General features: G+C 42.4%; 22 protein-coding genes. 14 read left to right on the forward strand and 8 right to left on the reverse strand.

Going from position 1 to position 23,898, the window contains the following annotated elements:
- Window positions 1–228: 228 nt before the first annotated feature.
- From hpaR to B4K11_RS07455, 7 genes are all read left to right on the forward strand, one after another.
- On the forward strand, window positions 229–651 hold the full coding sequence (gene hpaR, locus B4K11_RS07425; protein ID WP_292948825.1) for a homoprotocatechuate degradation operon regulator HpaR: 423 nt from the start codon (window positions 229–231) through the stop codon (window positions 649–651).
- 354 nt (window positions 652–1,005) lie between these two features.
- Entirely contained in the window at window positions 1,006–1,857 is an 852-nt protein-coding gene (hpaD, locus tag B4K11_RS07430; protein WP_292948822.1) for a 3,4-dihydroxyphenylacetate 2,3-dioxygenase, read from the forward strand.
- 109 nt (window positions 1,858–1,966) lie between these two features.
- The gene (locus B4K11_RS07435) at window positions 1,967–2,404 is read left to right on the forward strand and encodes a GlcG/HbpS family heme-binding protein (protein WP_292948819.1); all 438 of its coding nucleotides are present in this window, start codon (window positions 1,967–1,969) and stop codon (window positions 2,402–2,404) included.
- A 33-nt stretch (window positions 2,405–2,437) separates the two neighbouring features.
- Window positions 2,438–3,616 carry a multidrug effflux MFS transporter gene (locus tag B4K11_RS07440; RefSeq protein WP_292948816.1) on the forward strand — a complete coding sequence of 393 codons (1,179 nt, stop codon included), beginning with the start codon at window positions 2,438–2,440 and terminating at the stop codon, window positions 3,614–3,616.
- A gap of 158 nt (window positions 3,617–3,774) precedes the next feature.
- Entirely contained in the window at window positions 3,775–4,242 is a 468-nt protein-coding gene (locus tag B4K11_RS07445; protein ID WP_292948814.1) for a DUF2846 domain-containing protein, read from the forward strand.
- 61 nt (window positions 4,243–4,303) lie between these two features.
- A complete protein-coding gene (locus B4K11_RS07450; RefSeq protein ID WP_292948811.1) occupies window positions 4,304–4,507 on the forward strand; it encodes a DUF3565 domain-containing protein in 204 nt (67 codons plus the stop codon).
- A gap of 79 nt (window positions 4,508–4,586) precedes the next feature.
- Window positions 4,587–5,288: a pseudouridine synthase gene (locus B4K11_RS07455; protein WP_292948808.1), complete on the forward strand. Its 702-nt coding sequence runs from the start codon at window positions 4,587–4,589 to the stop codon at window positions 5,286–5,288.
- 74 nt (window positions 5,289–5,362) lie between these two features.
- Here B4K11_RS07455 and B4K11_RS07460 read toward each other — a convergent pair whose 3' ends face one another.
- Window positions 5,363–7,345, reverse strand: coding sequence for a RecQ family ATP-dependent DNA helicase (locus tag B4K11_RS07460; RefSeq protein WP_292948805.1), 1,983 nt, complete (start codon window positions 7,343–7,345; stop codon window positions 5,363–5,365).
- Window positions 7,346–7,633: 288 nt separating this feature from the next.
- Here B4K11_RS07460 and B4K11_RS07465 point away from each other — a divergent pair, with 288 nt between their 5' ends.
- On the forward strand, window positions 7,634–8,350 hold the full coding sequence (locus tag B4K11_RS07465) for a YebC/PmpR family DNA-binding transcriptional regulator (protein WP_292948803.1): 717 nt from the start codon (window positions 7,634–7,636) through the stop codon (window positions 8,348–8,350).
- 280 nt (window positions 8,351–8,630) lie between these two features.
- Here B4K11_RS07465 and B4K11_RS07470 read toward each other — a convergent pair whose 3' ends face one another.
- The 4 genes from B4K11_RS07470 to pdxB all read right to left on the reverse strand — a co-directional run bounded on the left by B4K11_RS07470 (window position 8,631) and on the right by pdxB (window position 12,754).
- On the reverse strand, window positions 8,631–9,194 hold the full coding sequence (locus B4K11_RS07470; RefSeq protein WP_292948801.1) for a hypothetical protein: 564 nt from the start codon (window positions 9,192–9,194) through the stop codon (window positions 8,631–8,633).
- 532 nt (window positions 9,195–9,726) lie between these two features.
- On the reverse strand, window positions 9,727–10,839 hold the full coding sequence (locus B4K11_RS07475) for an ATP-NAD kinase family protein (RefSeq protein WP_292948799.1): 1,113 nt from the start codon (window positions 10,837–10,839) through the stop codon (window positions 9,727–9,729).
- On the reverse strand, window positions 10,832–11,536 hold the full coding sequence (locus B4K11_RS07480; protein WP_292948797.1) for a flagellar brake protein: 705 nt from the start codon (window positions 11,534–11,536) through the stop codon (window positions 10,832–10,834). Before B4K11_RS07480 ends, B4K11_RS07475 begins: the two co-directional genes overlap by 8 nt.
- 81 nt (window positions 11,537–11,617) lie before the next feature.
- The gene (gene pdxB / locus B4K11_RS07485; RefSeq protein WP_292948795.1) at window positions 11,618–12,754 is read right to left on the reverse strand and encodes a 4-phosphoerythronate dehydrogenase PdxB; all 1,137 of its coding nucleotides are present in this window, start codon (window positions 12,752–12,754) and stop codon (window positions 11,618–11,620) included.
- Window positions 12,755–12,866: 112 nt separating this feature from the next.
- Between pdxB and B4K11_RS07490 the strand changes: the two genes are divergently transcribed.
- From B4K11_RS07490 to B4K11_RS07510, 5 genes are all read left to right on the forward strand, one after another.
- Window positions 12,867–13,145 carry a hypothetical protein gene (locus B4K11_RS07490; protein ID WP_292959311.1) on the forward strand — a complete coding sequence of 93 codons (279 nt, stop codon included), beginning with the start codon at window positions 12,867–12,869 and terminating at the stop codon, window positions 13,143–13,145.
- A gap of 211 nt (window positions 13,146–13,356) precedes the next feature.
- Window positions 13,357–15,006, forward strand: coding sequence for a methyl-accepting chemotaxis protein (locus tag B4K11_RS07495; RefSeq protein ID WP_292956033.1), 1,650 nt, complete (start codon window positions 13,357–13,359; stop codon window positions 15,004–15,006).
- Between the two features lie 163 nt (window positions 15,007–15,169).
- The gene (gene trpB, locus B4K11_RS07500) at window positions 15,170–16,372 is read left to right on the forward strand and encodes a tryptophan synthase subunit beta (protein ID WP_292956036.1); all 1,203 of its coding nucleotides are present in this window, start codon (window positions 15,170–15,172) and stop codon (window positions 16,370–16,372) included.
- A 172-nt stretch (window positions 16,373–16,544) separates the two neighbouring features.
- Window positions 16,545–17,489: a carbon-nitrogen hydrolase family protein gene (locus B4K11_RS07505; RefSeq protein ID WP_292956039.1), complete on the forward strand. Its 945-nt coding sequence runs from the start codon at window positions 16,545–16,547 to the stop codon at window positions 17,487–17,489.
- 191 nt (window positions 17,490–17,680) lie between these two features.
- Window positions 17,681–18,586: an HDOD domain-containing protein gene (locus B4K11_RS07510; protein WP_292956042.1), complete on the forward strand. Its 906-nt coding sequence runs from the start codon at window positions 17,681–17,683 to the stop codon at window positions 18,584–18,586.
- Here the strand turns inward: B4K11_RS07510 and B4K11_RS07515 are convergent.
- Window positions 18,583–19,065, reverse strand: coding sequence for a GreA/GreB family elongation factor (locus B4K11_RS07515; protein ID WP_292956045.1), 483 nt, complete (start codon window positions 19,063–19,065; stop codon window positions 18,583–18,585). The genes B4K11_RS07510 and B4K11_RS07515 overlap by 4 nt on opposite strands.
- A gap of 531 nt (window positions 19,066–19,596) precedes the next feature.
- On the opposite strand from B4K11_RS07515, the gene B4K11_RS07520 reads away from it, so the two are divergent.
- Window positions 19,597–20,166: a peroxidase-related enzyme gene (locus B4K11_RS07520; RefSeq protein ID WP_292956048.1), complete on the forward strand. Its 570-nt coding sequence runs from the start codon at window positions 19,597–19,599 to the stop codon at window positions 20,164–20,166.
- Window positions 20,167–20,203: 37 nt separating this feature from the next.
- Here B4K11_RS07520 and B4K11_RS07525 read toward each other — a convergent pair whose 3' ends face one another.
- Entirely contained in the window at window positions 20,204–20,905 is a 702-nt protein-coding gene (locus B4K11_RS07525) for a response regulator transcription factor (protein WP_292956051.1), read from the reverse strand.
- A complete protein-coding gene (locus tag B4K11_RS07530) occupies window positions 20,902–23,820 on the reverse strand; it encodes a cache domain-containing protein (RefSeq protein WP_292956054.1) in 2,919 nt (972 codons plus the stop codon). The genes B4K11_RS07525 and B4K11_RS07530 overlap by 4 nt, the downstream gene beginning before the upstream one ends.
- Between the last annotated feature and the right edge of the window lie 78 nt (window positions 23,821–23,898).

The following is a 23,898-nucleotide window of genomic DNA, read 5'->3' on the forward strand; positions in this document are numbered from 1 at the left end:
CATCAGGGCTTTTTTAATTCCCCGTAAAAGCTCATCAATTCCCTTCGATATACGCTATCTAGCTATATGCTTAATCATAAAGAACATAAAAAACGGAATTTAGTAACATATTAAGTACCTAAACATGTTCGTTAGCACTAATTAGCCGCTAAAAGCTTGCACATTACTTTATTAGCCGTGAAAATGTTCACTTATTCATTATAGATACTCCATTATAGAAACTTTCTTATGCGTAAATTTGAAGATTCACTGCCGCTACAGCTACTAAAAGCACGCGAAGCAACTATGTTGTTTTTCCGCCCACTGCTACATGAAAATACATTAACGGAGCAGCAATGGCGTGTACTACGTGCGCTATACGCATATGATGAAATGGAATCAAAAGAGCTAGCTGAACGCTGCTGCCTTCTTAGCCCTAGCTTAACTGGAATTCTTAAGCGCTTAGAGCAGCAAGGCTATGTTCAACGTCGTAAGTCTGATGAAGACCAGCGCCGCTCGATTATCAGCTTAACGGATCAATCCAATGAGTTATTTGAGCGTTTGAGCCCTGAAGTTGAAAAACGTTATAAGGTTTTCGCTGAGCGCTACGGCCAAGCAAAGCTTGATGAGCTCATGAATATGCTCAAAGAGCTTTCAGAGTTAGAACCTTAAATAGCCAAGCTGTACTGTCTTTTGATTAAGAGACCCAAATTTCTTTTAGGTCTCTACTTTCTATCCAGATCTTTCTCTCCAGATCTTTCTCTCCAGATCTTCTTCTCCACGCTCCCCTCCAAACCTTCTGCTCATGGACTAGATCCACACAGTGCCTCTATCGCCACTACTCCGTGGTTTGATTTCTATCAATAAGCATCTAATTATTGACATTAGATAACATGACAACTATCTTAGATTGAATTATAATTAACATATTAAGTTTATTTTTAAATAAAATGCTATCGAGTCCACACTTCTATCTTATAGTGAGTAGACTGATCAGCGCATAATAAGACTGAAGAGAGGTTTACGATGGGAGAACTAGTTCTCGCGGCTAAAGTTACACATGTACCTACAATGTACTTGTCAGAGCAACCTGGAAAACTGGAAGGTTGTCGTCAACAAGCTATCGATGGTCATAAAGAGATTGCTCGCCGTGCACGTGCTGCGGGTGCAGATACCATTGTTGTTATTGATACACATTGGCTTGTTAATGCGGGTTACCATGTAAATTCTGGCGCTAACTTCAAAGGTAGCTTCACAAGCCACGAATTCCCTCATTTTATTCAAGACATGCAATACGAGTACAAAGGCAACCCTGAACTAGGTGACCTTATTGCCGATAAAGCGACAGAGAAAGGCGTGTTCACGCTTTCTCATCAGGTAGATACGCTTGATCTTGAGTACGGCACATTAGTACCTATGCGCTATATGAACCCTGAATCAGACCTAAAAGTTGTGTCTGTTGCGGGCTGGTGTACAGTGCATAGTTTAGATTCTTCACGTAAATTAGGTGAAGCTATTCTGGAGGCGATTGAAGCCAGTGATAGCAAAGTTATGCTACTTGCATCGGGTTCTTTATCTCATCGTATTTGGGATAATGATGACTATGAAGCGAACAACGGTACGTTCACTATTTCAAGAGAGTTCAACCGTCAGGTAGATCTACGCGTACTGGACCTTTGGCAACAAGGTGATATTGCGACTTTCCTTAAAATGCTACCGGATTATGCAGATCACTGCTCTGGTGAAGGTGGTATGCACGATACAGCAATGCTATTTGGTGCTTTAGGTTGGGACCAATATAAAGGTAAAGGTGAAGTGATTGGCGAATACTTCCCAAGCTCCGGTACAGGCCAAGTTAACGTAGTTTTCAGCCTGTAAGCTAGAAGCACAATATCTTTTGAAGGGTGCCTTTTGTCTTCGGACAAAATGTACCCTTTTTAGTTTTTAGCACTCACTAGATAACCACTAATAACCCGTTGGGATTTACATGATTGTTACTGATACCACCCTACACTGGGAAACAGCCCAGAAAATAGCAATGGCTGCGTGTAAATATGCATCTGACAAAAATCTACGTATCTGCGCTTGGGTCCTTGATAAACATGGTAATCCACTGTCAATGCAAAGGATCAATAATGCGCCCATGCCCTCAACGAAAATAGCCCAAGGTAAAGCGCATACTGCCGTTAGCTTTGGTTTTGGCACTCACCTTTGGCAAGAAAAATTAGCCGAGAAACAATACTTATTAGATGGTCTAAACGCTCAAGATGATGTTGTCATGTTTGGCGGAGGTTTACCGATCAAACATAAAGACGAAATAATAGGCGCTATTGGCATTTCAGGGGCAAGCGAAGCACAAGATCAACAATGTGCAGAAGCGGGTATCGCTGCATTTATCGCTTTAAACAGCTCAATAGCTAATTAAAGACCAAGCTATCTAAATAGTCTCTTGCTCCTTATGAAAAATAATAAGCCGCTTCCCCCTATTGCTTACTTTACGATCATGTCGATGGTCAGCCCCATCGCGCTTAACATTCTGTTACCTGCACTACCCGATGCAGCAGCCGATCTAGGGGTCAGTAAAAGCGAGATACAACTTAGCCTCACCCTCTACCTACTTGCCCTAGCCCTAGGGCAATTAATCTGTGGGCCTTTAGCAGACAGGGTTGGCCGCCGCCCTGTTCTATTAACCGGTATTGCGATTCACTTTATTGGCTGTTTACTGGGTGCCTTTGCGGATGATTTAAACTCTCTGCTCATCGCGAGAGTTCTACAAGCATTAGGCGGTTGTACCGGAATGGTATTAGCCCGAACAATCATGTTAGACCGGTACAGCCGCGATAAGGCTGCCGGTAAAATCGGTTACATCACGCTTTCGATTGCCATCTCACAAGCCATCGCACCTACACTCGGTGGGCATATAAACCTTCATTTAGGTTGGCAGTATCTATTTCATTTTTCATTGTTACTCAGCAGCATTTCATGGTTGATCGTACTCTTTATGATCCCAGAAACGGCGAAACACAAAACAGATAGCTTACGTCTGAACCGTATACTCAAACAGTATTGGGAGGTGCTTAAAGCGCCTAATTACTTAGGCTATGCTCTATCAACAACCTTTATCGCTTCTGCTTTCTATCTATTCATTGGCTCTGCGCCGTACATTGTGAACAATGAGATCGGTGGTAACTCTGCGGACTTTGGCAACTGGTTTTTATTAGTCTCACTCGGTTTTATGTTCGGAAGCTTTAACGCAGCCAAGCTTTCTTCCAAACTAGGTGTGCAACGCATGATTAAACTGGGTCACAGTTTATCGATGCTGGGTGCCTGTATTATGCTCATAAGCGTGTACTTTTTAGGCATACACTATTTGACTCTTTTTCTGCCAATGGCTCTTTTCACTATCGGCCGGGGGTTTAGCCAACCCAACAGCCAATCTGCGGGTATCAGTTGTAGTCAAAGTTCCCCAAGTACTGCGTCCGGTTTAATGGGGTTTATTCAATTAATGACCGGTGCCATATGCGCACAGCTAACACCTTTGATACTTGAAGCAGGTTCTATTTGGATCGTCGTTCTTATTTTGATCTGTCCTATTTTGGCCTACATTGCTTATCATTCAACCAAAGAGCTGTATTGATTTAGTAAGTGGCTCGTTTCATGCCACCTTAAGTAGTATTAGATTAATCACCAAAGGTCCGCTATTTCTCTGTACCTACTTCTCTATTAATTCGTAAAATCTGGTAAAATTTAAAATCACTTCACTTACAAATATACGAACTAACACAAGGAAGGACCATGTTAAAAAAAGGGTTTAGCGTTTTACTTATTACTTTGGCAACACTTCTTACAGGGTGTGCATCAGTACCTATGGCTTCAGTTGAAGAAGATTTAGCTAAAAAACAATTCTCTGCGCCACCACCTCATTTAGCAGGCCTCTATATCTATCGAAATTCAAATTTTGGCGCTGCCTTGAAAAAGAATATACTTATCGATGGCCAGATCATTGGCGAAAGCGCACCAATGACTTATTTCTATAAGGAGTTAGAGCCAGGTACACATCAGCTTTCAACTGAATCAGAATTTAGTGATAACGCACTCACTGTTGCGATGGAAGCAGGTAAAAACTATTTTGTTAAACAGTATATTAAAATGGGCGTTTTCGTTGGCGGAGCAAATCTAGAACCCGTGGATGAAATAGAAGGTAAAAATGGTGTCCTAGAGTGTAAATTGGCTAAAGAAAACCCGCTATTGAGTCAAAAATAATCCTGTTAATGGGGTGATTATCTTTGGATATCACCCTTTCGTTTTATTTAAAAACCTATTTATGAATCAACCTATTACAGGTTACCGCAAAGACGACGAAGATGACTGGGTAGCCGAATTAGCCTGCGGTCATTTTCAGCATGTAAGACACAACCCGCCTTGGACGAACCGACCTTGGGTTGAGTCAGAGACAGGCCGTAAGGAGATGCTAGGGCAACTATTAAATTGCAAAAAATGTACGCAAGGTGCCCCACGTGACTATTAATGCAGTAGCTATTAGCGAAGTGACTATTTGTAAAGTAACATTCACTTTAATTCTCAATGCTTTGACGCACACTTAACCGATGCAATCTAACAAACATCGCCTCGACCGCTTTATATCGGCAACAACCACTACCAACCGTAAGCATGTGAGATTAATGCTCGCCCAGAAGCGCGTTTTGGTAAACGGTTCTGTTGCAACCGATATCAATCAAATTATCGGTCAATTCGATAAAGTTGAATTAGATGGGTTAGCGCTACAAGATAAACAACCTATCTATTTGATGATGCACAAACCTGTGGGTGTAGTGAGCGCCACCAAAGATGATCAGCATAAAACGGTTATCGATCTACTCCCACCAGAATACAAAGGCCTTCATATCACCGGACGCTTAGACTTAAACTCTTCCGGTTTACTACTGCTAACAAACGACGGGGAATGGTCAAGGGAACTCACCTCTCCTGAGAGCAAAGTCAAAAAGTGTTATGAAGTGACTCTAGAGAACTCCTTAACAACAGAGTATATCTCTGCGTTTGCAGCAGGTATGTACTTCCCTTTCGAAGATATCACCACCCGACCAGCACAACTTGAGATCAAGTCTGAATTTATCGCTAAAGTTACCTTAGAAGAAGGTCGCTATCACCAGATAAAACGTATGTTTGGGCGCTTTAGAAACCCGGTTGTAAAACTTCATAGAACCTCAATTGGCCCCATTTTACTTGATAAGGCTTTAAGCACTGGAGAGAGCAGGCTTCTGACTAAAGATGAATTAGATAGTCTTTAGCTCGGCCCATCAGAATAAGAAGCACCGAGCTATTTATTAAGCTATTCGATTAAGCGACCTATTAAGCTATTCCACTATATTAGCTCGCTAACTTTCTCTCTTATCTTTTCGAACCTAACCTGTTCACAGCAACCAAACCCAGCTAGCTGTTTGACCTTATGTCGACTAAAAAGGGGGATACTGATACCGGATAAAAAGCGGCAGTAACTTCCTACACTGGGGGTCTTGCCAACTTTGCTTTCAAGATGCTGCTTTAACCCCTGCATCATTGAGGTCAACTCCGCATCATCTGGCAATTGAGGTTCTTGGGAGTATTCCAGTTTAGCAACCTGTCCACGACAAACCGAGCAATGACCACAGTTCTCCGGTGCCTGTTGATCGTCAAAATAACGCGCCAGATTTGAAGTCAGGCAACGGTCAAGCTCGAAGAAACGCACAAGCGCGGCAATTCTTTGAACCTCTTTCTGCTCTTTATCCTGAAAATATTCAGTTAAACTAGGCGCTAACTGAGGATCTGCAAGCGCTACGCTATCAACTGCAAAGACCTCAGTGATCTTTTTAGTTTCAAGCACAATGAGTCCCTGCTCTTGTAAGTATTCCATTGCAGCAACAACTCGATGCCGTTCACTTCCATAATGCTGGTACAAACTATCGAAATCTAATGTACCCCAGATTTTTTTAAATGCAGTATGTTCAAAAATGGCCTTGAGGAATTCTTGCCTCTCGCCTGGAAAACGCGATAACAACGCCTCTTTAGCTTCAACAAACTTATAACGAAAATCTGCAAAGTACGCATAAAGCGGTTTGATCACACCCTTGAGTTCCAATTGAACCAGTAATGTTTTTAACGGTAGCTGACGCACATTCGACGCATTAGATAGACTCAGCGTTTGCAGCTCCCACTGATCGTTCGCCATCTCAGAACGAATATTATCAATTACATATTGAATCGCTTCTGGTTCAGGGGTATCACCATAAACAAAGTTCTCTACCGTATTGATACCATCAAGGTTAGCCAAGGTAATACAGTTAGACGGCCTTCCATCTCTACCTGCTCGACCGATCTCTTGGCTATAGTTTTCTATAGATTTTGGTAGATCATAATGGATAACAAAACGAACATCTGACTTATCAATGCCCATACCAAAAGCAATAGTTGCGACAACAACTTTAATCTTACCCTGCATAAAGTTGGTTTGGATCTGATGGCGTAATTCATTATCCAAGCCAGCATGATAAGCCGTAGCATTAATATTCTGACGCGTTAAATAGTTAGCCACCTCTTGCGCACTTTGTTGCAAAGTAACGTAAACAATACCACTGCCCTCTTCTTGCGACTGACTTGCCTGTTGCTGATTTATCAGATCTGCCAGCACCTGATTCTTAGCCTCAGACTTTACAGGCAGCACAGTCAGATCAAGGTTGTTGCGGTAAAAGCCCGTTTGAACAATATGCTCAATCCCTATGCCAAAACGCAGCGCCATATCTTTTTTGACTTTACGTGTCGCTGTCGCTGTCAATAACAGAACTAAAGGTATGTTTAGCTCCTCTTTGTATTGTGGAAGCTTAAGATAATCAGGACGAAAGTTATGCCCCCATTCTGAGATACAATGCGCTTCATCCACCACCAGCATGGATAGATCGACAGATTTTATGAACTCTCTAAACCGCTCATTCTTAAACCTTTCCACTGACACCATCAGTATTTTGATCTGCCCACTGCGTACATTCGCCATAACTGCTTGGTTTTCTTGCGGTGTTAATGTCGAATCGATACTGGCTGCAGAAATACCTTTCGTTTTTAAAAAGGCTAGCTGATCTTTCATTAGCGCTAAGAGCGGTGATACGACAAGCGTTAAATGAGGAAGGTGTATCGCCGTAAACTGGTAACACAACGACTTACCCGCACCGGTTGGAAAAATTGAAAGCGTCGATTGTCCCGCAAGCAACTGAGTGATCGTTTGCTCTTGTCCCTCTCGAAAGGCATCAAAAGAGAAGTACTGTTGCAGTGATTGCTGTAAGTGTTGAGAGTGTTCAACAGAGGCGTTGGAGTCCATATTTCATATCCTATACGTTAAGTCCATTTAACGATGTTTTTGAGAAAGTAAGTTAGCTGTGAATATAACAGATATTAAAAAAGGGACATGGGATATTTCTGCTAAAAAACCACCTCACGATGATTCTTACCCTCTTAGAAACGGGCTCGTCATTGTAACTCTCTGCTTTATAAGCGCTCTTTCTAATAGACATCAACACAATCATCTCATCAATTCGCGATTTAAGGTTTTATATCGGCGCGCTTATCTGTAAAATTTTGTTTTTTTATCAGTGTATGGAATATCGCAATGGGTCGAGCCTATCAAAACCGTAAAGAGTCAATGGCGAAAACATCTGACGCCAAAGCTAAGGTTTACAGTAAATTCAGCCGTGAAATCTATGTTTGTGCTAAATCGGGTGGAATTGAATTAGAAGGTAATTTGGCACTTCAAGGTCTTGTTGAGCGTGCAAAGAAAGCTCAAGTACCGGCTCACGTTATTGATAAAGCGCTTGATAAAGCTAAAGGCGGCGGTGGAGAAGACTTCTCACCAGCACGTTATGAAGGTTTTGGTCCTGGCGGCTGCATGGTTATTGTCGATTGCCTAACAGACAATCCTAACCGTACATTTGGTGATGTTCGTAACTGCTTTACCAAAACTAAATGTAAGATCGGTGGCCAAGGCAGTGTAAGCCACATGTTCGACCATAGTGCGATCTTCGTCTTTAACGGTGAAGATGAGGATGCGATTCTCGAAGTGCTAATGATGGAAGATGTCGATGTAACAGATATCGAATGTGAAGAGGGTAAAATTACCGTTTTTGCACCTCATACGGATTACTTCAAAGCGAAAAAAGCACTGACAGATAATGTGGAAAACATCGATCTAGACGTCGATGAAATTCAGTTTGTACCGCATAACATGTCACCCGTATCAGGCGATGATGTAGAGATGTTTGAGAAGTTCATCGATATGCTGAATGAACTCGATGATGTTCAGAACATCTACCACAACGCTGAACTTTAAGTAGCCCTAAAAACCTACTTAAAATATTAAAAAAGCCCAAACATAGTTGTTTGGGCTTTTTTATTTATAGGCTATGCCAACAGTCTAACGGTAAAGTTTGAGACAAAAAAAACGCTGCTCTAAGAATAAGAGCAGCGTTTAAAAATGATCAATCAGCCTACAGAACCCAAATCCAATAACTAGCTGAGAGACCACTTACTCGCTGGAATAATATGTAGATAGTTTTTCTAAGAATAAGTTCAACTAATTATTAACTCTCAGTAAAAACTATCTAGAAATCTTACATCATTCCATTCATTGTTTTGAACTTAGCCATTAGCTCAACCGGTTTGCTTTTCTTATTGTCTTTGTTCAAAACAAACACAACCGTTTGACCTTGCGGGCCCGCTGCAATTTGCGTGAAGCGATATGGCGCCTCACCAACTAAACGAACATCTTCCATATCTTCTAATGAACTAAAGACATACAAGCGGCCGTCTTCGCCACGTACCTCACCATAAAAATCTTCCGCTGATTCTAGCTCTCCATTGAACATGTCAACACTGGCTATACCTGACATTTTCTTTTTATCTTCGCCTGTAAGGCCATACACAAGTGTTTCACCTTTAGGGCCATCACCAATAAATACCTTACGGTAAGAGGTCTCACCTACAGTTAAAAATGATTGGTATGTTTTGAAATCATCAAATACGTAATAACGCCCTTCGTGAACAACTTCATAAAGGTCATCGTTATTAAGCTGTGCTGCGGCAGGATTCATTTCCTCTTTAACTTGGTTCGTATGGCAACCCGTTAGGGCAATCAATGCGCCTGCAACTACAGTACTAGCAATCAGTTTTTTCATAGGAGCCTCATTCATTCAACTTCAAAAATAAACAGGCACTCTACTTCAGAATTATGACAAACCAATGTCATTTAGACTCATCCAATAAACTGAATGAAATAAAGGTCGTAAATAATAAAAGAGACACTATGAGAGGCGGGTAAGGAAAAAAAAGTAGCAATAAAAGAGCAGCGATCCAAATCAACTTAGCGATGCTTCGCTTTGCTTTATGCTTAGCTGTAAAAAACCGTCTATAGAAATGATCATAATCAGGCGTGCGGTTTTGCATCCACTGAGGCGCTAAAAACCAGCTATAAAAAGCCAAGAGATATCTAAACACGTTAACCACCTATATAACTCTATCATTCACAGTATAGGAGAGAACTTAGAGGGTGTGTGGCTCTTCATATTTGATTTAGGGTGAGTATGTTTCTTACTGATAGATTTATCAGTAAGAAACAACACAGAATTGGAATACCTGTTTACTATAATTTACTAAAAGCTACATCAACAGATAGGTAGTCATGCTTGCAACCATTCAAGAGTCGCAACATTAATAATTAGCAACTCGATATAATACTGAGTCATGGTAGCCAGTAATAACCGGTATAACACCAGATAGTAACTGGTTAACTTTAGGCTCATCACTATCAACTATTAAAGGTCGACCTTCCAAAGCATGCAGCTTGGTTTTGGTTGCGATAACGTTGATGTTCTGTTTACCTAAACGTAGCAGTAACTCCGGGCTAAGTTGCTGATTACCCCTGCCAATAATATGCCCTTGACCTCCAATAAGCGTAATCACTAATTGGCAATCATGTCCTTGGGTTAAATCCAGTAACTGTTGACCCGTACAATCGGAGGCTACAAGCTCATTATCTTTGATCAGATCAACACCTAGGAGCGTATTATCAAGCCCTAACTGCTCCATTACACCGGCGACCGTAGAACCTGACCCCATAATGTAATAAGTATCAGGTTCCATTTTCTCAATAATATCCGCTGCGATATCATCCAGAACAAGCTCTTCAGATTCTTTAACACCATTCTTTACATGCTGAAGATAACGGTGCTCTTGCGGAACGCTTAATTCACCATAATATTTAGCGCGAACACGGCCTTCACGGAAAGCGACCTCATCAATATCGCGAACTTCTTGATCCCCTAAAGTGACCAGTTCGCCTTTGACTAACATGGCAATAATTTCACCCGCCGCATGTGGGGTCACCGCATATACGCCTGAATGGATTTTCACACCAGCCGGAACACCTAATACAGGTACTTCGTCTGAGATCGCTTCGCAGATATTACGTGCTGTACCATCGCCACCGGCAAATAAAACCAGATCTACATTCTCTTTTACTAACGCTTTAGCCGCGTTGATCGTATCCTCTGCAGAGGTATGGCCAGATTCAATTTCACCAATGACTGTAGGAACAAATCCTGCTTGAATAGCAACATTCTCTCCCATCTCTGCAGGATAAGTTACGACCTCAACCTCAAGCCCTTTCAATACATCTAGCGCCTGCAGTGTCCTTAAACCTGCTTTTGGTTTTGCTCCCAAAGCTAGCGCCTCTTGAGCCGTTTGTTCACCATCACTGCCTTTCAGAGCGACACTACCGCCAACACCCGCCAACGGATTGATAATAAGACCTAGCTTAAACACCTAATATCTCCAAATTACCGGTTTCAATTAAAAACTGTTGGTATACAAATCCAGCCAATATCAGATGTGTATCATCATCAATATCTAAAAACTCTAATCCATGAGTGACAACTGGAGTCACACTGCCCTCTTGCGGTTGAACATTTCGAATCAGCGCAGGGGTTAAAACAACCTGATCAATACCGGCAACAGTAAAACGAGTTGTAATAAACAATTTATCACTCTGCTTGCCTAAAGCCACAGGGGCGTCAATACACGCGCCTTTCATACTGATATTCGAACAGTAAGCATTCATTGGCCAGTCATGCCTAAGGCCTTTTCCTTGTTCAAACTCATCAACAGAGACCAACAGATTAACAGGCACTCGCGTATGACTCCGGATACGCCTAATCTCCGTTTTCTGCGGATACTCCAAATGCCAATAAGCGAAAGGTGAGGTTTGAATTTTTAAAACCTTCGCACTAAATGCACAGATGTAATTCCCGCTCATCAAGCGAACGGTCACTAACGATCCAGCATTAATAGAAGATTTTTTTGGTGCTGAAACCATCAAACTACCGTTTTCACGATAGCCCAGCAGTTGAACAGAATAGCGTGCTCTAGGCGCTCGGGTTTCTATTTGAACTTTCTCACCTATACGCGGATTCAACTCGGAAAGCGTACGCGAGTCATTCAATGATTCTAAAGCTGTTGTCATTAAGGTTATTACTTGATCGCTATGAATATGATGAGATTTGCATGTAATACATATATAAACAGTAGCTACATACTAAGGGATTTACCCCTCAGCTGCGAGCTTGAAACCTATCGCTTCTAACTGTTTGGGGTTTGTAGCACCAGAAACACTAAGCGAAGCAAATTCGCGCCTAATACGGTACTGCTTTCGCAACTGATCAAACGCCTGCTTTTTCTCTGATTCAGGTAAGGCTAATGTCTGGCGTAACATATAATCATCAATACGCGGATCATAGACCTTCTGAGTCAGCTCAAGTGGTGTTAACTCTCCTTGCTCAACATTCGCAAGTTCGGCTACAGGTAAAAAATCGTCTAGCGTTTTTTCACACGGCTCGCCTAGATGCTTACACAGCGCTTGATACAACATATATGTACCACGCACTTTACCATCATAGCTGTAACCCGCTATATGGGGGGTTACTATTGCGCAACGTTCTGCTAGCTCTGCATCAACAAGAGGCTCATGCTCCCAGACATCCAAAACAAACGTCAGATCTAAACGCTTTTTACCCACTTGTAGCAATGCAGCATTATCAATCACAGGGCCTCTGCCCGCATTAATAATAATCGCATTCTCTTTAACCCGAGCCAGTTCGGACCCTGAGATAAGATGATGAGTTGGATGCTCCCCTTTATCAGTTAGAGGCGTATGCAGGCAGATGACATCTGCTTTACGTAATACTTCATTTAAACCAACAAAATCCTCTTCGTTTTTTTCACGCAAAGGATCATTCAATAAAATCTTATAACCTAAGGCTTGAAGACGCTTTTGCAGACGCCCGCCGACATTACCGACTCCGACAATACCAAAAGTACGATCCTTAGGATCAAACCCTTGGTGCTCTGCGATGAGTAACAAATTACTCAGCACATATTCAACTACCGCATCGGCGTTACAACCAGGCGCATTACTAAATGCAATCTCTCTGCTTTGTAGGCATTTGTGATCTATATGATCCGTTCCAATGGTTGCAGTACCTACAAATTGCACAGGGCTACCCCCAAGCAACGACTCATTCACTTGCGTAATTGAGCGAACTAACAAGACATCAATTTCACTTAAATCCTCAGCGCTAAATTCTCGGCCGTTCTTTAAAGTCACCTCACCGAAACGAGAAAAAATAGCCTCCACTTGGGGCATATTCTCATCCGCTAAAATATTTAGTTTTCTATTAAGCAATTTATCAGTCTCCGGACTTTACAAACACGCTAAGATCAGGCTCAATTCGCGGCTTTAATGAAAAATAGTGGTATCAAACCACTCGTTTTAACTGGACTCATCTACTTTGATCATGCGTTGGCAAAAACATCAGGAATATTACATCGTTAGGATGTATCAAGACCTGGTCGGCGATTGGATTGTAACCCAAAGCTGGGGATGCAATACGCAGGATAATAACGCCTGTAGCCAAACGGTCAGCACATCATATCAAGATGCCCGCCTCATCGTCAGAGAAATTCGCAAGCAATTAAAAGCAAAAGGCTTTCGTCACGTTGCACGCAAAGAAACCCAACTAGGGTTTGAGTTTGGTCATTTCTTAAAAAATGACGCTGAATCTCAGCTACGATAGAACCTAAAACCGCCTCTTATCCAAAATTTCCCGCCATATCGATACCAAAGTACAAGATTTCCCTGTTTTTCACAGTGCTATATTTCTAGGTAATTACTCTTTCTATAATTGTATGACATATGGTTGTGCGACATCATAGTTATACTGCAAAACGTTATAGATAGCGTTTCTTACTATAAGAAGAATAACAACGACTTACTGGGAAAAATGAATGAATAGTTCCTTATCAGGCTTCTATCTAAAAAGTTTCATTACAGCTCTTTTTGTAGCAGGCGTCGGTGGCGCAGCAGCATTTTTTCTCGATGCAGGGATGAACAGTCTCATCATTGTAGTAATCACAGCCATCTTAGCCTCAATTTTTACTCTTCTCGTATTGCATACAGCTTTCCTCAAGCAGATGACAGAAGAGATTCAAATGGTCAAAGATTCTAAGATAGCGGACCTAAGAATATTACCAGCGCTGTTTGGGGATATTTTTGAAAAGCAGCAAGCAAACGAAGATGTAAGTGGCAAGCTATCAACGAGCGCCAATGCCAATGCAATTGCCGCCGCTGAAGTCTCCTTTTTAGCCGATACTTTAAAAACAAAGCTCGACAATCAGGTAAGCGAAGTCTCTCAGATTGCACAAAACTCTGAAGAGATGACAGTGACAGTTCAACAATCAGAACAACAAGCTGAAATTGCAGCGGATATGGCAATCCAAGCAAAAAACACAGGTTCCGAGGGTCAAGAAGCATTAACAGAGGCGATGGGGAATATTCGTGAGCTTAATTCCCAAGCCGCTGAGACCCTTGTGTTGATAGAACAGCTCAATGAGAAGTCACTCAAGATCCAAGATGTTACTAAGGTAATTGAGGAGATCGCAGAGCAAACAAACCTACTTGCTTTAAACGCCGCTATCGAAGCCGCCCGAGCAGGTGATCACGGTCGAGGCTTTGCCGTTGTTGCCGATGAAGTTAGGCAGTTAGCATCACGTACCGCCAGTGCAACCGGCGAAGTAGAAACAATTGTTGACGAAATACGGGCTGAAACGCAACAAGTCGTCTCCCGAATACAAACACTGTCGGGGGATGTTGAGAGCGGAACTTTCGCTATGGAAAAAATTAGCGAACAACTAGGTGGTATTTCAGCTCAATCCTCCGCTGTTGAAGAACAGATTTCAACCATTGCAGAGGGAGCTAGAAATAATAGGCAAAACCTTGAGGTGATCTTTAATTCACTGCAAACCGTTCGCCACGAGCTAGAAGAGAGTGATTCAGAGGTATCTCAATTAGCAAACCAAGCATCAGCATTAATGGAAGCCGCTGAACGCTCTAACTCGATCTTAGCCACCGCATCAGACCAAAACTACCACCAGCAGTTCTATAATATTGCACGTGATGCTGCGGACCAAATTGCCGATGTTTTCGAACGAGCAACTTCAACAGGGCAACTTTCTCAATCCGCCCTATTTGATCGCAACTATATTCCAGTAGAAGGCTCGAATCCGCAAAAGTACACAACCCAGTTTGATAAATTTACTGATTCCGTTCTTCCAAGTATCCAAGAACCTACCCTTAACAGTAATGACAAACTGATCTATGTAATTGCAACAGATGTAAACGGTTTTGTACCGACGCATAACAATCAATTCGCCCACGCATTAACTGGCGATTACGAAACCGATCTTGTGAAAAGCCGAAGTAAACGTATCTTTAATGACCGTACGGGCGCTCGTTGTGGTGCGCATACAGAAACGATGTTGCTGCAAACCTATAAGCGTGACACAGGGGAGATTATGCATGACCTATCTGTCCCAGTCTTTATAGGCGGACAGCATTGGGGAGGTTTACGTATAGGCTATAAACCTGATAATCACTAGCCTAAACGCATAATACACAAACCGCTGTCAGCATCATTGCTACAGCGGTTTTTTATTTACAAAGCCGTTCCATTCTTCAAGCAAGAACTTATAATAAGTTAACATATTAATATAATTCCAGCCTAACAAAGGGCTAAATCGCTGCAAGACGACAGAGAAACCAATGACTAAATTCAAATACGCTGAGATGCCTAACAAAGAAGGATTTTTTGGTGAGTTCGGAGGCCAAGTAATCCCTCCTGAACTAAAAGTGATCATGGATGAGATCAATGACGCTTACGAAGAGATCCGCCAAAAACCGGAATTCCAGCAAGAGTTAGACATGCTATTTGCTGATTACGTTGGCCGCCCTAGCCCTATCTATCATGCGAGACGCTTAAGCGACAAACTAGGCGGCGCACAGATCTACCTGAAACGTGAAGACCTTAACCACACTGGCGCGCACAAGATCAATCACTGCCTAGGTGAAGCCCTACTCGCTAAATACATGGGTAAAACTAAGGTTATTGCTGAAACAGGCGCCGGACAACATGGGGTTGCTCTTGCAACAGCGTGCGCACTTGTTGGTATCCCTTGTGAGATCCACATGGGCCAAGTCGACATTGAAAAAGAGCACCCGAATGTCACTAAAATGAAAATCCTTGGCTGTAAATTAGTCCCCGTTACGCGTGGAACAGCCACCCTAAAAGATGCAGTCGACAGTGCTTTTGACGAGTACCTTAAAGATCCTGTTAACTTTATCTATGCGATCGGATCAGTTGTAGGCCCTCACCCTTTCCCTAAGATGGTAAGAGACTTCCAGAGCATCATTGGTACTGAGGCCAGAGAACAGTTCCAAGTGAAAAACAACTCACTACCGAATTACATCACTGCCTGTGTAGGTGGTGGCTCTAATGCAATGGGCTTATTCACTGCATTCTTAAATGATGAAGAGGTCAACATTGTTGGTGTTGAGCCCGCAGGTAAAGGCCTTGATACGCCCGATCACTCAGCCACCCTGACGTTAGGTAAGCCAAGTGCGCTTCATGGTATGAAATGTTACGTACTAGAAGATGCAAACGGTGAACCGCTACCCGTCCACTCTATCGCTTCTGGACTTGATTACCCCGGTGTCGGCCCACAACATAGCTATCTAAAAGAGCTAGGCCGTGTTCAATACGAAACAGCCTCTGATGAGGAATGCCTAGACGCATTCATGGAGCTGTCTCGTGTTGAAGGCATTATCCCTGCCCTTGAAAGCTCTCACGCGGTTGCTTGGGCAATGCGGAAAGCGGCAGAATTACCAAAAGATCAGACAATTCTAGTCAACCTTTCAGGTCGCGGCGACAAAGACGCCGATTACGTTGCAGACAAGTTAGGTCTGTAAGAGCTGTAAGTTCTGAAACCCTTTCAGAACTAATCTAACCCGCCCAATCCAAACGGCTGCTCATAGCAGCCGTTTTTCATTAATCTCAGTACTGTTTAGCCCCCCTTAAACCAACCCAAAAATCCAACTTTGAACTACTCTTAATGCTATATCCTCGAAAGGAATAGTTGCTATGAGTGTCAAAGTTGCCATTGCACAAAAGCCTCCCGTTCTGCTTAACCTTGAAGCCTCTATGAGTAGAGCCTTGGAGAGCATTGAAGAAGCGACCTCTAACAGTGCTCAGCTGGTTGTATTTCCCGAAGCTTACCTACCGGGGTACCCGACCTGGATATGGCGACTGAATCCCGGCAAGGATATGGCATTAGGTAACACGATCCACGCCAAGCTAAGGGAAAATTCCGTCGATATTACAGCCGGTGATTTAGATCCCCTTTGTGAAGCCGCTCGCCAGCACAATATAGTCATTGTGATGGGTATGAACGAAAGAGACTCAACATTCAGCGGAACCACTCTTTATAACTCTCTAGTGGTTATCGGAACCGAAGGGCAAATACTCAACCACCATCGAAAGATGATGCCTAGAAATCCAGAAAGAATGGTTTGGGGGATGGGTGACGGCACAGGCCTTAGAGTTGTAGACACTCCTTACGGCAGAATCGGCTGTTTAATCTGCTGGGAAAATTATATGCCCCTTGCACGTTACGCTCTTTTCTCTCAAGAGATCGATATCTATATTGCCCCCACTTGGGATAGCGGAGATATATGGATCTCATCTATGCACCACATTGCGCGCGAAGGCGGTTGTTGGGTGTTAAGCACCGCCACAGCGATAACAGGTTCAGATATACCCGATGACTTCCCTGAGCGAGATTCTCTATTTGATAGTAAAGAGTGGATCAATTCTGGCGATGCGGTTGTTATCAAACCGTTTGGAGGACTACATGCGGGTCCTTTACATCAAGATAAAGGCATACTGTACGCTGATATCGATATAGAAGACGCTCGTAAGTCCCGCAAAGCACTTGATGTTGCAGGGCATTATAACCGCCCCGATATTTTCAACCTTGAAGTGGATAGACAGCCTATGCCGCCTATTACATTTATTGATGAGAAGTAGTTAAAGCCACTAATGAGATATTAATTAGTTGATTGTATTATTTATTCAGTCACATTCAGCGTGTTAGGCTCTATAATGTAAAGCAGGATAGAATTTCTTTTAGAGATGGATTTTTTCATAATCACTTGTTCCCGATCGTATCCGCACTACCGGTTAGTGATTGGGGCAGAAGTTTACAATGAGCTTTTCCTTTGCCAAATAAGAAAAAGAAACTAACGTTAGATTTAGTTGAGCATCAAATACAGTATTTACCCCTGCTCCCCGCTGTAGTTTGCGATCTACTCAATTTAGATCAAGATTCAGATAATTTTTACGAAAAACTTACTGAGCTCACCATTACAGATCCGCCTCTTGCCGCACGAGTTTTAACGATTGCGAACTCAGCATCCACAGCGCCAACCACGCCTATTACCAATATTAAAGAGGGACTTATTCGTGTTGGTCTTAAAACAATACTGTCACTGATCACGACGATATCTGTAGCTAAAATATTTGTTCCTGCTAAACCTGAGCATAAGGCGATCTGGCAACATTCACTCGAAACTGCGGTGTTTGCTAAATTTATCGCGCAAAAACTAACAGCCTTTAAAATCGATCCTGAGCAAGCCTATACATGTGGTTTGTTACACGACATTGGCCGCCTAACCCTTTTTGCAATTTCAGCCAAAGCGATTGAAGTGATTGATGGAAAAGGCTGGGATACACCGATAGAGCTCCCTCAGGTAGAGCGCAAGATTTTAGGCTTCACACATGCAGAAGTTGGTTATTTAGCCGCACATAAATGGCAACTGCCGAAGATTCTGCAAAACCTGATTCGCTACCACCATAGCTATAATATTGCTCAAAAAGAAAACGTACCTACAGAGTTGGTCAATCTTGTCATTCTTACTCAATACGCAGATTTACTCAGCGTCTTTGTTGAGAAAAATACGGATTGGGGTCAATGGGACAAAGAAGATCTTAAAAAAGAGATTGAATCTCAATGCTTTCATAAGGATTGGCCGCAGATCAATTTTCCAATCGATGAGATCATCGAAGCATTGCCATACTTAACCGACGAGGTTAATCGTATAATGAAAAACCTTCGGATCGCTTAAACGCAATCAAGTACCTGATAATGCTTGTCCTCATCCACATGCTTTAGGGTGATTTCATCATCAATACCCAAACCAAGTAACGCTTTTCCTAAAGGAGCAGAAGCGGTGACAAGCATAACTTCTTTGCTTTGATAATTAATTTTCAAACCGCCGGCACAAACCGCTAAAAATATATTTTTCACAACACCCTGCTCATCTTCTAAGGTTACAAATGAGCCTATTTTAATCTCTTCCGGCTCATCCTTTACCGAGCCCAACAACCGCTGAAAAGCTTTTAACTCCTCTTCACATTCAGCCACACGTCGTGATTGCCCCTCCGCTAGATATGCAGCCTCCAAACCCAGCGTGTCATACTTATTCTCAGCCACATTCTCTTTATCTGTAGCACTACTATGAGCACGTTCAGCCGCTGCTATCGCGTTTTGATGAACAGCCTCAAGCTGCTTAATAATATGTTGTAACAGATCTCTTTTATTCATCTAAGTAATACTAACATTTTAAATCTCACCTAAACTTATCCGTTCCTTAGAAAAGAACAACCAACCACATAATTACATTTCGTTAGAATTTGATAATCATTATGAATCATTTCAACGGTTTAATCAGAATCTAGCTTTGATTAAGTCTCGTAGTTTTATAAATAGATAGTTGTATAAATAGATAGTTGTATAAATAGATAGTTGTCTAGATAGATAATTAACTAGATAGCTCTCAAGATAGCTCTCGAAACAGTTATCACCATTAGCTTTTAAAAAGAGCATCAGAAGGGGGATTTCGCTGCTCTATTTTTAAGTACTGTTGCTAGGACTTTTACTAGAAAGCTTCTTTTAATAAAGGTCTTCTTTTACTGGAGAGCGTCTCTAGCTAGAAAGTTTTTTTTAAGCAGAGATGTTAACTAACAAGTTACCACTCGTCTGAAACTTGTCATTTAGAAGACCTGCATTATAACTATCCAAGGCCCTATGAGACTTGATCAAAGCCTTTAATCATCAGTCAATCATAGGTCCAACATGCTAAACAACGATGTATGCCGCTATAATTATATAGATGTCAATGAACTACCTGAAGACATTCAGAATCAAATTCTAGAAGTGCAGGAGCAAACCGGATTTATACCTAATGTGTTCTTAACGTTAGCCCGTCGCCCCGATGAATTCCGCGCATTTTTTGATTATTACCAAGCGATCATGAGTAGGGAAGCTAATTTAAGCCAGGCTGAAAAAGAGATGATTATTGTCTCAACCAGCGCACTTAATGGCTGCCAATACTGTGTTGTCGCTCACGGTGCAGTGCTTCGTATCATTACAAAAGAGCCATTGCTCGCGGATAAATTGGGCATTAACCATAGACACTGTGATATCAGCCCACGTCAAAAAGCGATTCTTGATTTCTGTATAAAGCTAAGCCGCCAACCTGAAGAGATTGAACAGCAGGATTATGAGGTTTTATACAAACAGGGCTTAGATGATGAAGATATCTGGGATATTTCTAGTATCTGTGCGTTTTTCGGTTTATCTAACCGAATGGCAATCATTACAGCCATGCAGCCCAATCCTGAATTCTACACCATGGGCCGCTAAGTCGTCTCCACAGCGGCTCTTGCAGATAAGCAATCCGCTACTGCCATTTTACTTCTGTCGTCAGCATGTAACCGGCACCGTAGACTGTTTTAATCAGCTCAGGATGCTGTGGGTCAGACTCAATCTTTTTACGCAACCGAGACATTCGCACATCAATACTCCGGTCATAAGGGATACAGTTCTCTCCTAACAACTGGTCGCGCGATAGAATTTGGTAAGGATGTTTCAAAAGAGCAAGCAGCATATCCCCTTCTGCTCGACTTAGAGATTCATTTTTGCCATCACGACTTAAACTTAAAGACTCAGGCTGAAATGACCAATTAGCAAAGAGTGCTTGTTTCGGTGTCACATCCTGCTTGCTTTGCTGCTTCTCAATACGTCGATGTAAACTTTGCACGCGAGCCACTAACTCACGGGGTTCAAAGGGTTTAGTAATATAATCATCAGCGCCAAACTCTAAACCCAATACTCGGTCAGTCAACCCATCACGCCCCGAGACAATGATCACGCCGATCTCCCTATGCTCAAGCTCCTTAACCAATTGCATCCCATCTATATCAGGAAGGTTAAGGTCGACAATACAGATCTCAGGTTGTTGCTTATCTAGCGCAGCAAACAGCTGCTCACCATTATTACAATACTCCACTTCATAGCGATAACTTTTCAAAGAGGAACATATCAACTGCCCCAAATCCTCTTCATCCTCTACAACATAGATAAGCGGGTTATGGTTGTTCATATGGAATTCTCGCTATTCTTTTTGGCTATCTTTTGCGAGCTTAAATCCAGCTCGGGTGAAATCGCTTGCTCTAACGCGCAGGCATCGAAAGGCTTTTGTAACAACTTAAATTCAAAGTCTGTTTCAGGCGGGTTTTCTGTATACCCTGTCATCAACACAATAAACGCAGACGAGTGCTGCGCTCTAACTTGGGCAGCCACATCATAACCGCTGTTAGTACCTGGCATCACAACATCAGAAACCAGACCTGCTAACTCCTCAATACCCACAAGTAGAGATAAAGCTTCATCCCCTGTTGAGGCTTCTAAGACGGCAAAACCAAGATCTGTGAGCTGACTACGAACGAGCTTACGTACATCAAGGTTATCTTCTACAAGCAGGACCAAGGCAGTTGTCTGGGCAGTAGGAAACACACTTAGCTCATCGCTGCGAAACACAGGTACATGTTTAACTTCTGTACCTGTGGCCTCAGGTAACAGAATATCTATCTGTGAGCCTTGTAAATTTGATTCAATATCACAACGATTACGAATACGTAGGTAGCCTTTTGACTGTTTTACAAAGCCATACACCATACTCAAGCCGAGACCTGAGCCGGCTCCAGTCGATTTAGTTGTGAAGAAAGGCTCATACGCTTTGCTCAAAGCCTCATCAGTAAAACCTTGACCATTATCAGTGACGCTAATTAAAACGTAATGCCCCGGACGCACCGCTTCATCAAATTCATCGCATACTACATCTTGAGCGGAGCAATCAACGCCAGACACCGTTAAACGCAACTCCCCCCCGTTTGGCATTGCATCAACAGAATTAAGTGCAAGATTTACCAGAGCATCCTCCATCTGCGCCGCATCAACATAGACATCAGGGGTTTCCGGTTTAATCTCAGTACTTAACTCAATATTCTCAGGTAGCGGTGCCACCAGCAGATCCACCAATTCACTTATTAATGAACCCGGCTCAATCCTTGCGGGTGACAATGGTTGCCTACGTGAAAAGGCCAATAAACGTTTTGTCATATCCGCCCCACGACGTGTGGCACGAATAGCCGGATCTAAATTTTCCTGTAGCTCTTTTGGCAGAAGGTGATGCTGTTGTAGTAAACGTAAATTGCCCAGAATGATTGTTAGCAGGTTGTTAAAGTCATGCGCAAGGCCACCTGACATCTGCCCTACTGCTTTCATTTTACTCGCTTCGGCTAAGCGTCTTTCGGTTTCACGTTCATGGGTGATATCGATAGAGAGATTAAGAAAGCCAACCACTTGTTTGTTTTCATTATAGAAAGGCAATACCGTTCGACGGGTTAACATATCTCTATCTTCTAGCTGGAAAAGATACTCATAAACCTCAACGTCCCCCTCCAAGGCATGTTCAATGTGAGGTTTAATCTCTCTATACATCTCATCACCCACCACCTCTTCCAAGGTTTTTCCTTCTATTTCACCTTTACGTTGGCCAAACATATTCAAGTATTCGCGGTTGGCAAAAATAAACTTCTGTTCTTTATCTAAATACGCTACTTGTGCCGGCAGCTCATTCAAAATTAACCGCTGGCGAGTTTCCACTTCACGCAATTCAGTTTGAGCCTTTTCCATTGACGACACAGCATCACGCAATTGAAAGTTGGATTCAGAGAGCTCTTTTGTTCGAGCTTTTACTCTGGAGTTAAGGCTACTAATGTTATCCCTTAGCTGATCAACCATATAATCAAAGGACTCAGCGAGAAGACCTAATTCATCATTACGAGAGATGCCCGTTTTAGCCGAATGGTTCCCTCGGCTAATTTTGTATGCGGTTAACGAGAGTTTTTTAATTGGCTGTGTTAGCCATTCAGCAAACAGGAAAGCGATAACAATTGCAGCAAGTAAACCAAAGAATCCGGTCGCCATAATTCGCTGGCTGAGTTGTACCGAGCTCTCTTTTAGATCATCCAGATAAACCGATGAACTGATATACCAGTCAAAACCGGAAAGGTGTCTAACCAGTGAGAGTTTCTCATATTCATAATTACCCTGATCATCCGGCCTATCCCATTTGTAATAGAGTTCTCTACCTGTATCTGCCACGCCCATCAAATCTAAGTAGATCGGGTTTTGTGTAACTGGGTTAAGCTGTTTTTTAAAGTTAATGCCATGAATATTTGGATTGGGGTGAAACAGCATATTACCTTTTGAATCAAACACATAAAGATAACCATTACTGGCAATTTTGATATTTTTTAATGCCTTATTGATCTCTAAAATGGCTTGTTGCTTTTGTAACGCAACCTCCTCTTGGATATCATCAATATAGACACCTGCCCCCATAATGAACTCCCATTTAGACAGGTCCTTCACGTATGAGTATTTTTCTATAACCTTTTTATTATCAAGTCGTTGCCACTTATATTTATAAAATCCCTGCTGATCCTCTCGCACTTTCCCTAAGATATTAGGCATAACCGGTTGGCCATCCGGTCCTAGAAAATCAGACATATCCCGTTGATGAAATTCTTCTGCGGGGTGGGATAAAAGACGCGCGTTATAATCAGCAACCCAGATATAGTCACCATTGCCAAAATCAAATTCACGAAGATCTGAAAAGATAGTTGACCATATCTCACTCTCACTCAAACCCGCTTTGCGTCCATCCCTAAGACTAACCTCAATATGCTTTTCAGCTACATCAAGCACCGACTGCAAGCGCTGCTCATGGGAATTAAGGGTTTTATCCACATAGGTTTCAGTACTGGCATACATTCTATTCGCCAGATCGTAGACAACATTAAGAACTTGGCGGTTTGCATGGAGTTCCAAACCAAAGACATTCTCTTTGATCAATGGAACCGTAAACCAATAGATAGAACCGAAGATACTGCTGATCAAAACCAGAAGCATTAAGAACAAGCGGATGGTGATCGAGGCATGTCGCGGCATTAGAAACTACTGACCTAATTATGTTTCGGTTACGGAGTAAATGTATCACAAAGTTAACGCCGACTAAGAAGTTGTTAC

The organism is Neptuniibacter sp. UBA6509, from assembly GCA_002435145.1.
Classification (GTDB): Bacteria; Pseudomonadota; Gammaproteobacteria; order Pseudomonadales; family Balneatricaceae; genus Neptuniibacter.

Bases quoted from the DNA above. Each gene is read 5' to 3' on its own strand.
- hpaR (WP_292948825.1), top strand. From the start codon at position 229: ATGCGTAAATTTGAAGATTCACTGCCGCTACAGCTACTAAAAGCACGC.
- hpaD (WP_292948822.1), top strand. From the start codon at position 1,006: ATGGGAGAACTAGTTCTCGCGGCTAAAGTTACACATGTACCTACAATG.
- B4K11_RS07435 (WP_292948819.1), top strand. From the start codon at position 1,967: ATGATTGTTACTGATACCACCCTACACTGGGAAACAGCCCAGAAAATA.
- B4K11_RS07440 (WP_292948816.1), top strand. From the start codon at position 2,438: ATGAAAAATAATAAGCCGCTTCCCCCTATTGCTTACTTTACGATCATG.
- B4K11_RS07445 (WP_292948814.1), top strand. From the start codon at position 3,775: ATGTTAAAAAAAGGGTTTAGCGTTTTACTTATTACTTTGGCAACACTT.
- B4K11_RS07450 (WP_292948811.1), top strand. From the start codon at position 4,304: ATGAATCAACCTATTACAGGTTACCGCAAAGACGACGAAGATGACTGG.
- B4K11_RS07455 (WP_292948808.1), top strand. From the start codon at position 4,587: ATGCAATCTAACAAACATCGCCTCGACCGCTTTATATCGGCAACAACC.
- B4K11_RS07460 (WP_292948805.1), bottom strand. From the start codon at position 7,345: ATGGACTCCAACGCCTCTGTTGAACACTCTCAACACTTACAGCAATCA.
- B4K11_RS07465 (WP_292948803.1), top strand. From the start codon at position 7,634: ATGGGTCGAGCCTATCAAAACCGTAAAGAGTCAATGGCGAAAACATCT.
- B4K11_RS07470 (WP_292948801.1), bottom strand. From the start codon at position 9,194: ATGAAAAAACTGATTGCTAGTACTGTAGTTGCAGGCGCATTGATTGCC.
- B4K11_RS07480 (WP_292948797.1), bottom strand. From the start codon at position 11,536: ATGACAACAGCTTTAGAATCATTGAATGACTCGCGTACGCTTTCCGAG.
- B4K11_RS07490 (WP_292959311.1), top strand. From the start codon at position 12,867: ATGCGTTGGCAAAAACATCAGGAATATTACATCGTTAGGATGTATCAA.
- B4K11_RS07495 (WP_292956033.1), top strand. From the start codon at position 13,357: ATGAATAGTTCCTTATCAGGCTTCTATCTAAAAAGTTTCATTACAGCT.
- trpB (WP_292956036.1), top strand. From the start codon at position 15,170: ATGACTAAATTCAAATACGCTGAGATGCCTAACAAAGAAGGATTTTTT.
- B4K11_RS07505 (WP_292956039.1), top strand. From the start codon at position 16,545: ATGAGTGTCAAAGTTGCCATTGCACAAAAGCCTCCCGTTCTGCTTAAC.
- B4K11_RS07515 (WP_292956045.1), bottom strand. From the start codon at position 19,065: ATGAATAAAAGAGATCTGTTACAACATATTATTAAGCAGCTTGAGGCT.
- B4K11_RS07520 (WP_292956048.1), top strand. From the start codon at position 19,597: ATGCTAAACAACGATGTATGCCGCTATAATTATATAGATGTCAATGAA.
- B4K11_RS07525 (WP_292956051.1), bottom strand. From the start codon at position 20,905: ATGAACAACCATAACCCGCTTATCTATGTTGTAGAGGATGAAGAGGAT.
- B4K11_RS07530 (WP_292956054.1), bottom strand. From the start codon at position 23,820: ATGCCGCGACATGCCTCGATCACCATCCGCTTGTTCTTAATGCTTCTG.